Source organism: Orrella sp. 11846 (assembly GCF_048820935.1).
GTDB lineage: Bacteria > Pseudomonadota > Gammaproteobacteria > Burkholderiales > Burkholderiaceae_B > Algicoccus.
On record NZ_JBMERD010000007.1, the window covers coordinates 159,542 to 174,860 of the forward strand.

Sequence of the window (15,319 nt, forward strand, 5' to 3'; positions counted from 1 at the left end):
TTGACTAGATCCGCATTGGCATAACGATGTACTGAAAGGAATCTTCACCAGGTACACCGAGGAGAAGGGGGGTGTTCATCTGAGGGCTGACCGACCAACGAACTGTGTGAGACTTCGCGTTTTGTAGGAATTCCTGGAGATAGGTCACGTTCAAACCTAAGTCGACCAGTTCATGTGCATAGTCAACTTCGAGCTCTTCTTGTGCATTTTCTTGCTCAGAGTTAAAGGTAGACACACTCATTTGATTGTTTTGAATTTGAATCTTTGCACTACGCAATTTTTCATGGGCATTCACGATCGCCACACGCACCAGACTGGCGAGCAGACGCTCTCGATCCATTTCAAAGTGGTGCTCGTGCTGAACATCAATGACACGTTTATATTCTGGGAATTTGCCTTCGACCAGTTTAGAAATCAGCTCAACCGAACCAAACAAGAAACGAATCTGACCCAGACCTATCTGCACACGAATGATTTCATCGGAATCTGGCAGCATGCGCTGTAACTCCAGAATCGTTTTTCTGGGCAAGATGATTTCTGCGGGTGCAGGTCCTGCATTTAACTCACCTAGCGTTTCAGTTTGAACCACTTCAACGGGTGTAACTTCTGTAGCGTGGTGAGCCAGACGGTGTGCGTCTGTGGCGACAACATGCAACACATTGCCTTCCAATGCCAGCAAAGTACCATTCAAATAGTAACGAATGTCCTGATGTGCCATCGCATAGTGCGTCATGTTAATCAGATGCTTTAAGCGATTCGATGGAACCGTAAACTCGTGAACAACGTCTTGCAGCTCTTTGAGTTTCGGAAATGCTTCAGCTTCCACAGTCTGCAAGACAAAACGGCTTCGTCCACTTTGAATATTCAAGCGGGATCCATCGAGCACAAAATTAACCGCACCGCTGCTGGGCAACGCTCTCAGAATGTCTAGTAGTTTACGAATATTGACGGTCACCGATGCTTCGATCGGTTCTGCGTTGTCAATTTGTGTTTCAGACTGAATCTGGACTTCCAGATCAGTCGTTGTAAACGTCACGTTCGAGCCATTTCGACTAATCAACACGTTTGCAAGAATCGGCATAGTGTGACGTCTTTCGACAATACCTGATCCCATTAACAACGGTTTAAGAAGATCGTCTCTCTCAGCTGTTAATAATTGCATTCAATTATCCTTTCAATGTTTGTTCAAGAACGTGCAACTCATGATTCAACTCTGTTTGCTTAAGTCGCAAGTCCGAAATTTTTTTTACTGCATGCAAGACCGTTGTGTGATCCCGTCCTCCAAATAAATCACCAATTTCTGGCAAACTCTTCTGAGTCAGTTCCTTGGCCAGATACATCGCAATTTGTCTTGGAACGGCAATATTGGCAGGGCGCCGTTTGGAATACATATCCGCCACTTTGATCTTGTAAAAATCTGCAACTGTTTTTTGAATGTTTTCAACGGTAATTTGTCCGTTAAAAACAGACAGCAAATCCTTAAGCGCCTCACGACAGAGCTCAACAGTCAGCGCATTGCTGCCATGAAAGCGGCTATAAGCCAGGACTTTATGCAAAGCACCTTCGAGCTCCCGCACGTTACTGCGCAAGTTTTTAGCAATAAAAAATGCCACTTCTTCCGGCATTTCAACGCCTTCAACTTCTGCCTTTCTCAATAGAATTGCAACCCGCATTTCCAACTCAGGCGGCTCAATGGCAACCGTCAAACCTGAATCAAAACGCGACTTCAAACGCTCATCAATTCCAGCTAACTCTCTTGGATAGGTATCACTGGTAATGATGATCTGCTTATGTTGCGCAACCATCGCTTCAAACGCATAGAAAAACTCTTCTTGAGTGCGGTTTTTACCGGAAAAAAACTGAATATCATCAATCAGCAAAAGGTCTAGCGAATGATAGTAACGCTTAAAGTCTTCAAAAGCCTTTCTCTGGTAGGCCTTCACAACGTCTGAAACATACTGTTCTGCATGTACATATCGAACACGGACATCAGCACGTGTTTGAACCAGATAATTCCCAATCGCATGGATCAAGTGAGTCTTGCCCAGTCCAACACCACCGTACAGAAATAACGGGTTGTAAGAGCGACCTGGGTTTTCTGAAACCTGAAGTGCAGCTGCTCGAGCGAGCTGGTTGGCTTTACCTGTCACCAACGTCTCAAAGGTCAGGTTGGCATTCAGACGTGAAGGGTCAAGCGCAGGACGCTCTGGCACAACGGGTTTGGCTGGTGATTCTGTTTTTTCGACTCGGGTTGTTTCGGCTGCTTGAATTTTCGCGGCCAAAGGGGTACGCCGGTCGATCGGTCTGACATTGTTTTGAGTCGCGAGTTCCAACACAATCGTGATCGGCTGGCCGTAAAAATCAACGGCCATCTCTTCAATACGTCCTGTAAAATTCTTTTTAATCCACTCAAGCTTGAAGCGATTTGGCACAGCAAAGCGCGCAGTTAACTCTGACTGATCAAATTCAACAGGCGTCAACGACTTGATCCACGCGTTCATCTGTTGAGGGGGGAGTTCCTGCGCAAACAAATCCAGACAGGATTGCCAAAATTCTTCCATTACTTTTGCCCGATTAAACCTCGATTTTACCCTGTTGGAGAAAAGTTATCCACAGCCCACCAGCTTAAGCGAACTTTCGATGGGGTGTTTTCATAGTACTGTGTATTAGTTGACTATCTAATGGGAATGTGTTGAAATGTCGGGCTTTCCCATGATCGGGAATTATTTTTTTCGAGTAATGTCATGAAAAGAACATTTCAACCATCAGTTACACGCCGTAAGCGTACCCACGGATTTCTGGTCCGCATGAAAACACGCGGTGGCCGTGCTGTCATCAGAGCCCGTCGCGCCAAAGGTCGTAAGCGTCTGGCAGTTTAAAGACTCGGGGGCTGTCAATCAATTTGTCTAACCAGGCAAACCAGACAGTCTATCGACGTTGAATAGCAATAAAGATCGCGTCATGCAAGATTTCCCGCGTGCCGCAAGAATGTTGTGTCCGGAAGAGTTTGGCGCATCATTAAAAACCAGACCTAAAGCAAAAGGGTTGATCCTGATTCTGAATCAAAAGCTGATTTCTGAAACAGATCCATCCCAAGGCACTCTTGCGCCTATCGCAAAGCTTGGTCTTATCATTCCAAAGCGTTTACTAAAAAAAGCGGTTAGTCGTAATGCGGCCAAACGCGTTATCCGCGAATGCTTTCGTCATCACCGACATGACCTTGCTCCTGGTTTTTACGTCTTTCGGTTATACAAAAAACCACAAGAACAGTCACTCACTCTCCTTAAGGAAAGTGTCAGACAGGACTGTGAAAAACTCATCAGACATGTGCTGAGGTCGTCTTGAACTGGCTTCTTATCAAATTGATCCGTGTCTATCAGTTTTTCTTAAGTCCATGGATCGGTTCACAATGTCGTTTTACCCCCTCCTGTTCAAACTATGCCATTGAAGCATTAAAGAAGCACGGCACTTTGAAGGGGAGTTGGTTGATGATCAAACGCATTTTCCGATGTAATCCATGGCATGAAGGCGGACATGATCCAGTCCCTGATCACGAACATCACGATCATTAGCGCTCATTAAGGCTACACTGGCATGTTTTCATGAATTTCTCACAGGCAGCAGATCTAGAATGGACATTCGTCGCACAATATTACTGGTGATCTTTGCTTTCTCGTTGTTCATGCTGTGGAACAACTGGCAAGTGCATCAAGGTGGTACACCTCTTATTGGAGTGGAACCCCAGCAAGCTTCGCAATCACAAACTACTGACAAAAGCCAACCTGGTGTGCCTAATGCCGCACAAGCCAATGGACAACCTGCAGTAGCGCCCATCCCTGCCCAAGCAACCCAATCTGAAATTGTGACCATCACTACTGATGTATTGCGCATGGAATTCGATTTAATTGGGGCACAACTGGTCAAGGCAGAGCTTCTGAAGTTCCCTGAAACAAATAATCGCGCTGTTCCATTTGTCCTGCTCGACAACAATGACGAGCACACCTATATCGTGCAAACAGGGATTGTGGGTGCGCCTGATGGACAAAACTATCCTACTCATCTGATTCCATTCCGCTTACTTGAAGGTCCCACTTCCATGCAAGGGGATACGCTCACAGTTCGTTTTGAGGCAGAATCAGACGGTGTTCGTGTCACCAAAAGCTTCACTTTCAAGAAGGGATCTTATGCAATTGATGTCGATCACCAGATTGAAAACCTAACTGATAACCCTGTCACGCCGTCACTCTATCTGCAAATCACACGTGACGACAGCACTCCAGAAACAACATCCGGTTTCTACAGCACCTTTACCGGTGCGGCTGTCTATTCTGAAGAAGATAAGTTTCAGAAAGTCGACTTTTCTGACATTGCTAAAAAGAAAGCGGATTACATCAAAGAAACCAACAATGGTTGGTTTGCAATGATTCAGCACTACTTTGTGACCGCATGGGTACCCCGTCAAGGCACAGAACGTAGCTACGACATGGCCAATATTGGAAATTCTGATCTCTTTGCCATTCGTAGTATTGAGTCTGTCGGTTCCATTGCTCCTCAACAATCTCAGACCGTTCCTGCCAAACTATGGGTGGGTCCCCAGGATCAGGATCAACTTAACGAGCTTGCCCCCGAACTGGGCTTGGTTGTTGACTATGGCTGGCTCACCATTATTGCCAGACCACTTTTTGTGCTGATGACCTGGATTCATTCCCTTTTGGGGAACTGGGGTTGGACTATTGTGGCCCTTACCGTTCTCATCAAGATCGTGTTCTATCCCTTGTCTTCAGCCAGTTATCGTTCTATGGCGAAGATGAAGCAGGTCGCTCCTCGTTTGCAAGCACTCAAAGAGCAATATGGCGATGATCGTCAAAAGATGAACGCAGCGATGATGGAAATGTATCGGACAGAGAAAATCAACCCGCTGGGTGGATGTCTGCCAATGCTGATTCAGATTCCGGTCTTTATTTCGCTTTATTGGGTGCTTCTGGCTAGCGTGGAAATGCGTGGTGCGCCTTGGGTGCTTTGGGTTGATGACTTGTCCGTCAGAGATCCGCTGTTCATCTTGCCTGCCGTCATGATGGCCACCATGTTCTTGCAAATTAAACTCAACCCAACGCCACCAGATCCAACACAGGCAAAAGTCATGATGATCATGCCACTCGTGTTTGGTGGAATGATGTTCTTCTTCCCTGCCGGTCTGGTTTTGTACTGGTGCGTTAACAACATTCTCTCGATTGCACAACAGTGGCTTATCACCAAACGAATGAAGGATCTCAGTCAGCAAGCGAAACGCTAAACACTGAGTACACTGATACCCCCCCAATTGTGGCCATTGCAACAGCAATGGGAAGAGGGGGGGTTGGCATTGTGCGCGTATCCGGTCCCAATCTAAAATCTTTCATCATGGATTTTTTTGGGCAAGCATTAACTCCACGTCACGCGCACTATCTCCCCTTTCATGACAAAAACGGTATCGCACTTGATTACGGCATTGCCTTATATTTTGTGGCTCCCAATGCCTACACGGGGGAAGATGTTCTAGAACTTCAGGGACATGGTGGTCCTGCTGTTTTACGCCTTCTTCTGGATCGTTGCCTAGAGGTTGGACGTCCTTATGGCATGAGACTGGCCAATGCCGGTGAATTCACACTCCGTGCTTTTCTCAATGACAAGATCGACCTCGCACAAGCTGAAGCGATTGCTGATCTCATTAATGCCAATTCAGGTGCGGCTGCAAAGGCTGCTGCAGCATCCCTTAGTGGCGTTTTTTCTGAACAGATCAATGCATTAACCGAAGAACTGATTACGCTTCGAGTTCTGGTTGAAGCGACATTGGATTTTCCCGAAGAAGAAATCGATTTTATTGAAAAATATGAAATCCGACCACGCTTACTAAAGGTACTGACTTCATTACAAGAGACAGTTCAAATCGCCAGACAAAGCAGCTTTCTCAATGAAGGCCTGAAAGTTGTTCTAGCCGGTGAACCCAATGTCGGAAAATCCAGCTTGATGAACGCGTTGTTTCATCGTGATGTCGCCATCGTGACAGACATCCCAGGAACAACTCGAGATGCAATCCGAGACACGCTAGATCTTGATGGTGTTCCCATCACAGTTGCAGATACAGCAGGTTTACGCGACACCAGCGATCAAATTGAGCAAATGGGCATCCAACGTAGCCTCAAAGAGATTACCGAAGCAGACGTCATCCTAGACGTCATGGATAGCAGAAACCCGCACTCAATGCTTGCCACGCACGAAGACATCAAAAATCTGGAAGACAAAGTCGTACTCAGGGTCTATAACAAATCAGATTTGGTCACCCCATCTGATTCATCGTTCAAGCATTCTGATGACGATCATCAAACAAAACAACCGAGGGATTCAATCTCAGTATCCGCAAAGACCGGGCTCGGTCTAGACGTCCTTAAACAAGCCATTCTGAGCGCTTGTGGTCGGACTTTAGGAGAAGCTTCCCCGTGGCTTGGTCGAAAACGGCATATCGAAGCTATGGTGATTGCAATCGAGCATCTTGAGATCGCAAATGAATACGCACAGCTTGATGATTCAGCACTGGATCTATTGGCTGAGGAATTGCGTTTAAGTCATGATGCCCTGGGAGAAATCACAGGAAAAATGACTTCTGATGACTTATTAGGTCGGATTTTCTCAAGCTTCTGCATTGGAAAGTAAAGTCCTATAACAACCGCTGCCATTAAAAATACGCTTAATCTCATCAAACGCATAAGTGTAGTGGTCACAATCATCAGAATTGATGGTGACGATATCAGAATCAGTAGTCACAATCACCGAAATACTCATCCAAATTAAGTTCATACTCACAGCCACTTCAATCGATGGGTAAAGTGCGTACTATCGATTCTTAACGAACACAATTCTGAAACGCCTGTTAGTTAAGTCTACACTTTGACAAGAAATTTGATTTTCAATTTACTTTGCTGATCAGAACTGATTCTTCACGCAGATCTTTTGCTCGTCAAACAGAAAAATAGCCTGTGGATAACTTTGTGGATAAGCTGTGATTCAAATCTGGATAAGTACACAATTCTCATAAGTCTGAATTGTTGTTCACATTCATCCACAGCGCATGTCACATCTTTTACACAACCAAAATCACTCACAACTATCTGTTTTATAACCGAAAAAATGAATAGTTCTACTTATCCACAGTCTCTTATTATTACTACTATTTATATATAAAAGAATTAGTATAAAGATTGTGGAAATCTAAAAACTTTTCTGACTGTGAACAACAAGCTTTATCTCTGTTTTTTTAATCTGGATGTCAAACCAAAAAACAAGTCATGTAGTTCCAAATTCACAAATCTTTAAACCAAGCTGATAATGCTTTGCTTATTGTCAATGCAACTTCTGGTACCAAATAATGAATGGATACAAAATTTATTTTCAACTGCTGACTTTGAATTCAAGAATACGTTCCGATCACTGTGAAGTAGCTGAACGTAAAAATCACAGCGATTAGTGTTTGTGAGTTACAAAAACAACGAAGTCAGTTGTACGGCATTGAGAAGAGTTGTGAACAATCGATTCAATTGTTACTTGTGACTAGAAGAAGGCATCGTTAATCAAAAGTTCATACATAAAATCATATGAATGTCTGGATTTTTTGAATAACTCTGTGGATAAGTTGTGCATATCTTGTGCATAAAAGTCATTTTGAAGGATAACCTCAAACTTATTCAACTTCATCCACATAGATCAACAGATGTTCTTCACAATAGAATATTCGTATAGTTGTCTGTTTTAAAAGGATTTTTGACAACTATACGAGTTATCCACAGCATTTATTATTACTACTATTTTTATATAAAGATATTTATTAAAAACTAAACTGAAGACAAACGTTCTAAAGCCATATCAAGGGTTTCATTTTTTTTAGCAAAACAGAAACGAACCAGTTGATGGTTAGAGAGGGGATCATCAGGATCTTTGTAAAAAGCGCTGACAGGGATCACAGCAACACCGTGTGTCTTGGTTAACCATTGAGAAAATTTAGCTTCATTGAGATCTGAGATTTCTGAATAATCTGCTAATAAAAAGAAAGTGCTTGGGCAAACATACGGTTTGAAGCGCGTCTTCAACAAACCTTCATACAGACGATTTCTTTTTTCTCTATAAAAATCAGGTAAGTTTTCATATGTGCTTGCGTCTTTTGTGTAATGAGCTAAAGCATGCTGAAAAGGTGAGGGCACTGTAAACACCATAAATTGATGAACTTTTCTAAGCTCAGTCGTCATATTGGCTGGTGCACAGCAATAGCCAACCTTCCAACCGGTTGTATGTGTTGTTTTCCCAAATGATGAAATGACAAATGTTCTCTTTGCTAAAGATTCTCGGCTTGAAAGACTGAGATGACCCTGCGGTTCGAATACAATGTGCTCGTAGACTTCATCGGATAACAGAAAGATATTTGTGTTTTCAATGATTTCCTCAAGAGCATCAAAATCAGAGGCTGTCAGTACAGCGCCAGTAGGATTGTGAGGAAAATTCAGAATCAATAATTTTGTTTTTTCAGTGATTGCATCGGCAATCATGTTCCAGTCAATGCGGAAAGCTTGATCCTGATTTTCAGGTGGAATCATTTGAACAAAAACAGGGATACCACCAGATAAACGAATTGCAGGTACGTAGCTGTCATAACTCGGCTCAACAACGATCACTTCATCACCCGCATGAACAACAGCCATGATGGCAGCCATAATGGCCTGCGTTGCCCCACTGGTGATCGTGATTTCGGTGTCTTTGTTGTATTGATGTCCATACAACGTATTGACTTTATCGGCGATGACGTCTCGCAAGGGTTCAATACCAGGCATAAAGGGGTACTGGTTATGCCCATTTTTCATGGCTTCAGAAACCATATTGATCAATTTAGGATCAGGGTCGAAATCTGGAAATCCCTGACCTAAGTTGATCGCTTGATGATCAGCTGCCATTTTGCTCATCACAGTAAAAATCGTTGTACCGATTTCAGGTAATTTTGATGTGAGATGCATGTTTGTTCCTGTTCAGAATAAGTTTTTATTAACTCGATAATAGATAAGTTTGTAACCTAATGTTAGATAATGTGTTGATTCAACGCTTAATAGGTGCGTTAACTGCATTTCTAGGCGCTTTGATTGCTCAGTACTTGAATATGCCTCTGCCTTGGCTGTTAGGGCCTCTAACAGCAGTTGCTGCAGTTCGCTTACTCAATGGACCCATTTCAGCTTATGGACCCTTTAGGTCGGCTGGGCAATGGGTCATTGGCGCATCTTTAGGTTTATACTTCTCAACCGAAATCCTCGATTTAGTCGCTAGGTATTGGATTGCGATTGCCATAGGAATGGTTGTTCCTGTTGTACTAAGTTTTTTTGGATCAAAGATCATTCAAAGGGTGGGTCGTACTGATTTCAAAACTGCCTGGTTTGCAGCTGCAATTGGTGGAGCTAGTGAAATGAGTACGCTAGCTGAAAGATACGACGCTAGAGCTGATTTAGTAGCCAGTGCACATAGTGTGAGGGTGTTGACTGTTGTCGTGCTCATCCCCTTTGGTTATATGCTTTGGGGAATTACGGGTTCAGATTCGAGTGCTCTAACACAACGACTGGTAGATTATGATCAGTTCCCTATATTGATATTGGCGACAGTAGCAGCCGGCGCTGTATTTGCGCTTCTACGAATTCCCAATGCCTGGGTACTCGGACCTTTGGCTGCAGCGGCTGGATTGACTTTGTCTGGCGTAACTTTTACATCGATGCCAAATTACATGGTAAACCTTGGGCAGCTATTAATTGGCTGGAACTTAGGTGACAAGTATCGACCAGATTTTTTTAAAGCGGCACCTAGGTTTTTACTCGGTGTGGTTATCTTCTCGGTGATTTCATTGTTATTGGCGATGCTGGTAGGCTACGTCATCACATTGGTCACGGATATTCCACTTGCGACAATCTGGCTAGGTATGGCACCGGGTGGTTTGGCAGAAATGACAATTACAGCCAAGGTCTTAGAATTAGGGGTGCCGATTGTGACAGCGTTCCAAGTGTCGCGCCTTGTATTTGTTGTGTTGATTACCGGATGGTTATACAACAAGCTAGCACCGCATCGAGAGCAAGCTTAGAACCTTATCCACAAGTTATTCAGTGTCTATACACAGATTTATGCACAGAGTTATCCACAGTGCATGTTTCACGTGAAATATATAACAACATCGTTTTGTGTTTCACGTGAAACACTCATAAGGCTTACTTACGTCTTATAATTTCATTTCATAAATTTAATTTTTGAGCAATAAAATGCCTATTCATCAACGTTTTGATGTCATTGTTGTCGGCGGAGGTCATGCAGGAACGGAAGCGGCTTTGGCTTCTGCGCGGCGTGGGTCTAAAACACTATTAATTACGCACAGCATCGATACTTTGGGACAACTATCGTGTAATCCTTCTATCGGTGGAATTGGCAAAGGGCATTTAGCAAAAGAAATCGATGCGCTTGGTGGTGCCATGGCTTTGGCGACCGACAAAAGCGGTATTCAATTCAGAGTGCTGAACAGTTCAAAAGGTCCTGCTGTACGTGCAACAAGAGCACAAATCGATCGTGCGATTTATAAACAAGTTATCAGAGACGTACTTGAAAATCAGAAAAATCTGGACTTGTTCCAACAAGGTGTAGATGACTTGATCATACGTGATGATCGCGTCGTTGGCGTGATCACACAATTAGGTTTGGTGATTGAGGCGAAAAGTGTGGTGCTAACCACGGGTACTTTTTTAAATGGCTTGATTCATGTTGGGTTGAAAAACTATCAAGGCGGCAGGGCAGGCGATCCAGCAGCAATTTCTCTAGCGAACAGATTAAGAGAAATGGAACTACCCGTCGGTCGATTGAAAACAGGAACTCCACCTAGACTGGATCTGAGAAGTATCGATTTCTCAAAGCTTGAAGTTCAGGGTGGGGATCTAGATCCTTTACCAGTCTTTTCGTTTATGGGAAATGAAAAGATGCATCCTAAACAGATGCCTTGCTGGATTACACATACAAACGAAAGAACCCACGATGTAATCAGAAAACATCTTGATCAGTCACCCATGTATGCAGGAGTAATTGAGGGTGTGGGTCCACGATATTGTCCTTCGGTTGAAGACAAAATTATGAGGTTCGCAGATAAGAATAGTCATCAGGTTTTCTTGGAACCTGAGGGTTTACATTCAAACGAAATTTACCCCAATGGTGTATCAACGAGTTTGCCTTTTCATGCGCAGATCGAATTGTTGCATACCATTCCAGGTTTGGAGAATGTTCATATTGTTCGACCGGGCTATGCCATTGAATACGACTACTTGGATCCCAGAAGTCTTAAACGAACATTGGAATCAAAAGTGATTTCAGGCTTGTTTTTAGCTGGTCAAATTAATGGTACGACGGGTTATGAAGAAGCGGCTGCACAAGGTTTATTAGCAGGATTAAATGCGTCGTGTGTTTCACGTGAAACAGAACAGTATGTACCCAGACGCGAAGAATCTTATTTGGGTGTATTGGTTGATGATCTGGTCACACGAGGTGTTTCAGAACCGTATCGGATGTTTACTTCACGGGCAGAATATCGCTTGAGTTTGCGTGAAGACAATGCAGATTTGAGAATGACAGAAGTTGGACGAAGGTTTGGACTTGTAGACGATGAACGATGGACTGTATTCTCAAATAAAAAACAAACGATTGAAGAAGAAATATCTAGACTAGAGAAAACCTTCCTGCATCCTGGCTCTATCGATCCTGATAGTGTGATGGTGGCTATAGGCAGACCCATTGAAAAATCATGCTCATTAGCTGACCTGTTAAGAAGACCGACTGTTACTTATGAGAAATTGTCCCTTCTTAAAACAACCGATATGGATTCAATTGGTACTTGGTTGGAAAAAGGTGCAATTTCCGAGCAAGTAGAAATTCAAATCAAGTATCAAGGCTATATTGATCGACAGCAACTGGAGATTCAGCGTCAGAAAAAACATGAGGAATTTATCATTCCCGAAGATACTGACTATGATTCGATGAAGAATGTGTCGTTTGAGGTTCGAGATTTATTAAAGAAACATCGTCCTGAAACGATTGGACAAGCTTCAAGAATTTCAGGCGTGACGCCTGCGGCTGTTGCTACATTACTTATCTATCTACGTAAATTTCAATCTGAAAAACGGTCTGAGAAGGTGATTTAAGTGAGTGATAAGTTTGCTATTTACAGACCAAAACTTCAGGATGCGTGTCAGTTTTATGGGTTGAATGTTTCACGTGAAACAGAAGATTCAGTCATGATGTACATGGAAGAACTTCTGAAGTGGAATAACACCTATAACCTGACTGCGTTGAAAACGTTTGATGATGTCTTTGTGCAACACATTTTAGATTCATTAAGTGTTGTGCCAGAAATAAAAAAATGTGCGAAATCTGATTCTTTTACGCTGGTCGATGTTGGTAGTGGAGCGGGGTTACCCGGTATTGTTTTAGCACTGTGGTTTCCGAACGCAAAAGTGATTTGCGTTGACAGCGTGAATAAAAAAATGACATTCGTTCAGTATGTAGCTGGAAAAATCGGATGTAAAAACGTTCAAGCAATCCACAGTCGAATTGAGGAGATATCGCCTTTAGAGGCAGATATTGTCATTTCAAGAGCTTTCGCATCGATTACAGATTTTGTCAGATTATCGAGTATCCATTGCAAAACAAGCGGACATATCTGCGCAATGAAATCCGTTCAAGTGCAAGAGGATATTGATGAGTTCACAAAGTCAACGAACGATTGGTTGGTGAAAGAAGTTAAAACATTACAAATTCCAGAACTTGATGTCACAAGAAATCTGGTAGTCATCGATAGGAAAGCTGGATAATGGCTGAGTCAGTAAAACCCAAAGTTTCAAAAGTTTTTTGTATTGCCAATCAAAAGGGTGGGGTCGGTAAAACAACCACAGCTATTAATCTCTCAGCTGCGTTGACAAAACTGGGAAAGAAAGTGCTGTTGATTGATTTAGACCCACAAGGCAACGCAACGACAGGGAGTGGTTTAGATAAGACTCAAGTCGACTCGACGATTTATGAGGTTTTGATTGGAGAGAAAACGATTGCTGAGGCAGCCAAGACCTCTGAAAGTGCGAAATATGATGTGCTCGCTTCAAACCGGGAATTGTCAGGTGCAGAGATCGATCTTGTGAATATGGAAGATCGAGAAAATCAACTCAAGAGCGCTTTAGATAAAGTATCGGATGTTTACGACTTTGTCATTATTGATTGCCCACCGACTTTGTCCCTTTTGACACTCAATGGCTTAGTTGCCGCTGATGGTGTCATTATTCCCATGCAATGTGAGTATTTTGCGCTTGAAGGATTGTCTGATCTGGTGAATACCATTAAACGTGTTTACCGTAACTTAAATCCGAAATTAAGTTTGATCGGAGTTTTGAGAGTTATGTTTGATACGAGGGTTACATTGCAGCAACAAGTCTCGGAGCAATTAGATCGGCATTTTGGCGATAGGGTGTTTGAAACAGTCATTCCGAGAAATGTGAGATTGGCAGAAGCGCCGAGTCACGGAATTCCAGGGGTGTTTTACGATCCAAGTTCACGTGGTGGTAAAGCGTATTTAGCTTTTGGTAAGGAGCTAGTTTCACGTTTAGTAAAAGAAGAGAAAGAGCGAAAGGGATAAGAAAATGGCTACAAGAAAACCAAAAGGATTGGGGCGTGGATTAGATTCATTGTTAGGGGAAGATACTGCAGCGATTACTAGTATTGGAAAAAGTATTGAAAATGGTTTACAAGAAATTGCGATTTCGAAACTGAAATCTGGTAAATACCAACCCAGAACAAAAATGGAACAGGTTGCACTGGAAGAGCTTTCCGAATCAATCAAAGTTCAGGGTGTTATTCAACCAATTCTGATCAGGCCGATTGAAAGTAAAGGAAAAAGTCTTCAATACGAAATTATTGCAGGTGAGAGAAGGGTTCAAGCATCGAAACTGGCTGGATTAAAAACCGTTCCAGCTATCGTTCGTGATATTCAGGATGAAAATGCAGCTTTGATTGCATTGATAGAAAACATCCAAAGAGAAGATCTCAACGCGATTGAAGAAGCCCAAGCAATTAAACGTTTACTCGAAGAGTTCGAATTAACGCATGACGATGCAGCTCAGGCGATTGGTCGATCCCGTTCAGCGACATCAAATCTTTTACGCTTACTCACATTAGGTGATGCAGTACAAAAGATGTTGCTAGAAAACGATATAGATATGGGTCATGCTAGAGCATTATTGCCATTAGAGCTTGAGGATCAAGTCCGAATTGCGAATCTTGTGTACGCAAAAAAACTATCCGTTCGGGAAACAGAAAAAATTGTCAAAGATTTATTAGGCAATGAAGAAACCGATTCTGTTAAAACAGCAAAAAAAGTTGATCAAGATCTTGTGCGTTTAGAAACGATTTTGGCTGACCGCTTGGGTACGATGGTTCGGATTAAACCTGGAAAAGGTCAAAAAGGGCGAATCGAAGTCAATTTTGAAAATTGGGAACACTTACAAGGTGTTCTAGAAACCTTAGGTTTTAAAGAAGAATTAGAAGGTATGTAATTAATAGCTGTATTTATATACAGATATTATCAAAGGAATGAAAATTCGTTGAGTTTTTGCAACAAAATCGTAGTGGTTACGGAAGTTTGTTGACCTGACTTGACAACATCAAAAAACATAGGCATAATTTGCTGTTCTGTGACGGAGGGGTGCCCGAGTGGTTAAAGGGGGCAGACTGTAAATCTGTTGGCTTAACGCCTACGTTGGTTCAAATCCAACCCTCTCCACCAAGAATTTATCAGTAAAGTTAAAAGTCGGCGTGCGGGACACTTGCGGGTGTAGCTCAATGGTAGAGCAGAAGCCTTCCAAGCTTACGACGAGGGTTCGATTCCCTTCACCCGCTCCAAACGTTCAGAATCATAATCAGTCGGTTGTGATCAGAGCACCGGTTTATAGCTAAAAATTTATGGCTTTCGATCCAATTGGATCAAAGCCTTTCGCCCATGTGGCTCAGTGGTAGAGCACTCCCTTGGTAAGGGAGAGGTCGCGCGTTCGATCCGCGCCATGGGCACCAAGCAGTCTCTAGGTAATTTGTTTTTTTAAACACATTTTAGATAATCCTACGAGCTTCAATTCAGGTTCAGGAGTTTGTCATGGCAAAAGGTAAGTTTGAGCGTACCAAGCCTCACGTAAACGTGGGTACGATTGGTCACGTTGACCACGGTAAAACGACGTTGACAGCAGCGATCACT

Annotated in this window: 14 protein-coding genes and 3 tRNA genes; 14 read left to right on the forward strand and 3 right to left on the reverse strand. The window is 43.0% G+C overall.

Annotated elements, in window-relative coordinates:
• Positions 1-4 precede the first annotated feature (4 nt).
• The gene (dnaN, locus tag ACOI06_RS07960; protein ID WP_420661990.1) at positions 5-1,162 is read right to left on the reverse strand and encodes a DNA polymerase III subunit beta; all 1,158 of its coding nucleotides are present in this window, start codon (positions 1,160-1,162) and stop codon (positions 5-7) included.
• Between the two features lie 4 nt (positions 1,163-1,166).
• Positions 1,167-2,561 (reverse strand): chromosomal replication initiator protein DnaA, encoded by a 1,395-nt coding sequence (gene dnaA / locus ACOI06_RS07965; RefSeq protein WP_420661991.1) that lies wholly within the window; start codon positions 2,559-2,561, stop codon positions 1,167-1,169.
• 183 nt (positions 2,562-2,744) lie between these two features.
• Here dnaA and rpmH point away from each other — a divergent pair, with 183 nt between their 5' ends.
• The 5 genes from rpmH (at position 2,745) to mnmE (ending at position 6,690) form a co-directional block, all read left to right on the forward strand.
• Positions 2,745-2,879, forward strand: coding sequence for a 50S ribosomal protein L34 (gene rpmH / locus ACOI06_RS07970; RefSeq protein ID WP_420661992.1), 135 nt, complete (start codon positions 2,745-2,747; stop codon positions 2,877-2,879).
• 82 nt (positions 2,880-2,961) lie between these two features.
• A complete protein-coding gene (locus tag ACOI06_RS07975) occupies positions 2,962-3,345 on the forward strand; it encodes a ribonuclease P protein component (RefSeq protein WP_420661993.1) in 384 nt (127 codons plus the stop codon).
• The gene (yidD, locus tag ACOI06_RS07980; protein WP_420661994.1) at positions 3,342-3,572 is read left to right on the forward strand and encodes a membrane protein insertion efficiency factor YidD; all 231 of its coding nucleotides are present in this window, start codon (positions 3,342-3,344) and stop codon (positions 3,570-3,572) included. The genes ACOI06_RS07975 and yidD overlap by 4 nt, the downstream gene beginning before the upstream one ends.
• A gap of 59 nt (positions 3,573-3,631) precedes the next feature.
• Entirely contained in the window at positions 3,632-5,293 is a 1,662-nt protein-coding gene (yidC, locus tag ACOI06_RS07985; RefSeq protein ID WP_420661995.1) for a membrane protein insertase YidC, read from the forward strand.
• A 29-nt stretch (positions 5,294-5,322) separates the two neighbouring features.
• Positions 5,323-6,690: a tRNA uridine-5-carboxymethylaminomethyl(34) synthesis GTPase MnmE gene (gene mnmE / locus ACOI06_RS07990; protein WP_420661996.1), complete on the forward strand. Its 1,368-nt coding sequence runs from the start codon at positions 5,323-5,325 to the stop codon at positions 6,688-6,690.
• Between the two features lie 1,175 nt (positions 6,691-7,865).
• Here the strand turns inward: mnmE and ACOI06_RS07995 are convergent.
• Complete coding sequence (locus ACOI06_RS07995; protein WP_420661997.1) at positions 7,866-9,035, reverse strand: methionine aminotransferase; 1,170 nt, start codon at positions 9,033-9,035, stop codon at positions 7,866-7,868.
• Positions 9,036-9,094: 59 nt separating this feature from the next.
• On the opposite strand from ACOI06_RS07995, the gene ACOI06_RS08000 reads away from it, so the two are divergent.
• From ACOI06_RS08000 to ACOI06_RS08040, 9 genes are all read left to right on the forward strand, one after another.
• The gene (locus ACOI06_RS08000) at positions 9,095-10,138 is read left to right on the forward strand and encodes an AbrB family transcriptional regulator (protein WP_420661998.1); all 1,044 of its coding nucleotides are present in this window, start codon (positions 9,095-9,097) and stop codon (positions 10,136-10,138) included.
• A 175-nt stretch (positions 10,139-10,313) separates the two neighbouring features.
• Positions 10,314-12,230 (forward strand): tRNA uridine-5-carboxymethylaminomethyl(34) synthesis enzyme MnmG, encoded by a 1,917-nt coding sequence (gene mnmG / locus ACOI06_RS08005; RefSeq protein WP_420661999.1) that lies wholly within the window; start codon positions 10,314-10,316, stop codon positions 12,228-12,230.
• On the forward strand, positions 12,231-12,899 hold the full coding sequence (gene rsmG, locus ACOI06_RS08010) for a 16S rRNA (guanine(527)-N(7))-methyltransferase RsmG (protein ID WP_420662000.1): 669 nt from the start codon (positions 12,231-12,233) through the stop codon (positions 12,897-12,899).
• Positions 12,899-13,711 carry a ParA family protein gene (locus ACOI06_RS08015; protein ID WP_420662001.1) on the forward strand — a complete coding sequence of 271 codons (813 nt, stop codon included), beginning with the start codon at positions 12,899-12,901 and terminating at the stop codon, positions 13,709-13,711. Before rsmG ends, ACOI06_RS08015 begins: the two co-directional genes overlap by 1 nt.
• A gap of 4 nt (positions 13,712-13,715) precedes the next feature.
• A complete protein-coding gene (locus tag ACOI06_RS08020) occupies positions 13,716-14,627 on the forward strand; it encodes a ParB/RepB/Spo0J family partition protein (RefSeq protein ID WP_420662002.1) in 912 nt (303 codons plus the stop codon).
• Positions 14,628-14,770: 143 nt separating this feature from the next.
• Positions 14,771-14,857, forward strand: a tRNA-Tyr gene (locus ACOI06_RS08025).
• A 42-nt stretch (positions 14,858-14,899) separates the two neighbouring features.
• Positions 14,900-14,973, forward strand: a tRNA-Gly gene (locus tag ACOI06_RS08030).
• A gap of 93 nt (positions 14,974-15,066) precedes the next feature.
• Positions 15,067-15,141: transfer RNA gene (locus ACOI06_RS08035), tRNA-Thr, on the forward strand.
• Positions 15,142-15,220: 79 nt separating this feature from the next.
• Positions 15,221-15,319, forward strand: a 99-nt coding sequence (locus ACOI06_RS08040) for a GTP-binding protein (protein ID WP_033453371.1), incomplete at its 3' end; no start/stop codon positions are given.

Bases quoted from the DNA above. Each gene is read 5' to 3' on its own strand.
- dnaN (WP_420661990.1), bottom strand. From the start codon at position 1,162: ATGCAATTATTAACAGCTGAGAGAGACGATCTTCTTAAACCGTTGTTA.
- dnaA (WP_420661991.1), bottom strand. From the start codon at position 2,561: ATGGAAGAATTTTGGCAATCCTGTCTGGATTTGTTTGCGCAGGAACTC.
- rpmH (WP_420661992.1), top strand. From the start codon at position 2,745: ATGAAAAGAACATTTCAACCATCAGTTACACGCCGTAAGCGTACCCAC.
- ACOI06_RS07975 (WP_420661993.1), top strand. From the start codon at position 2,962: ATGCAAGATTTCCCGCGTGCCGCAAGAATGTTGTGTCCGGAAGAGTTT.
- yidC (WP_420661995.1), top strand. From the start codon at position 3,632: ATGGACATTCGTCGCACAATATTACTGGTGATCTTTGCTTTCTCGTTG.
- ACOI06_RS07995 (WP_420661997.1), bottom strand. From the start codon at position 9,035: ATGCATCTCACATCAAAATTACCTGAAATCGGTACAACGATTTTTACT.
- ACOI06_RS08000 (WP_420661998.1), top strand. From the start codon at position 9,095: ATGTTAGATAATGTGTTGATTCAACGCTTAATAGGTGCGTTAACTGCA.
- mnmG (WP_420661999.1), top strand. From the start codon at position 10,314: ATGCCTATTCATCAACGTTTTGATGTCATTGTTGTCGGCGGAGGTCAT.
- ACOI06_RS08015 (WP_420662001.1), top strand. From the start codon at position 12,899: ATGGCTGAGTCAGTAAAACCCAAAGTTTCAAAAGTTTTTTGTATTGCC.
- ACOI06_RS08020 (WP_420662002.1), top strand. From the start codon at position 13,716: ATGGCTACAAGAAAACCAAAAGGATTGGGGCGTGGATTAGATTCATTG.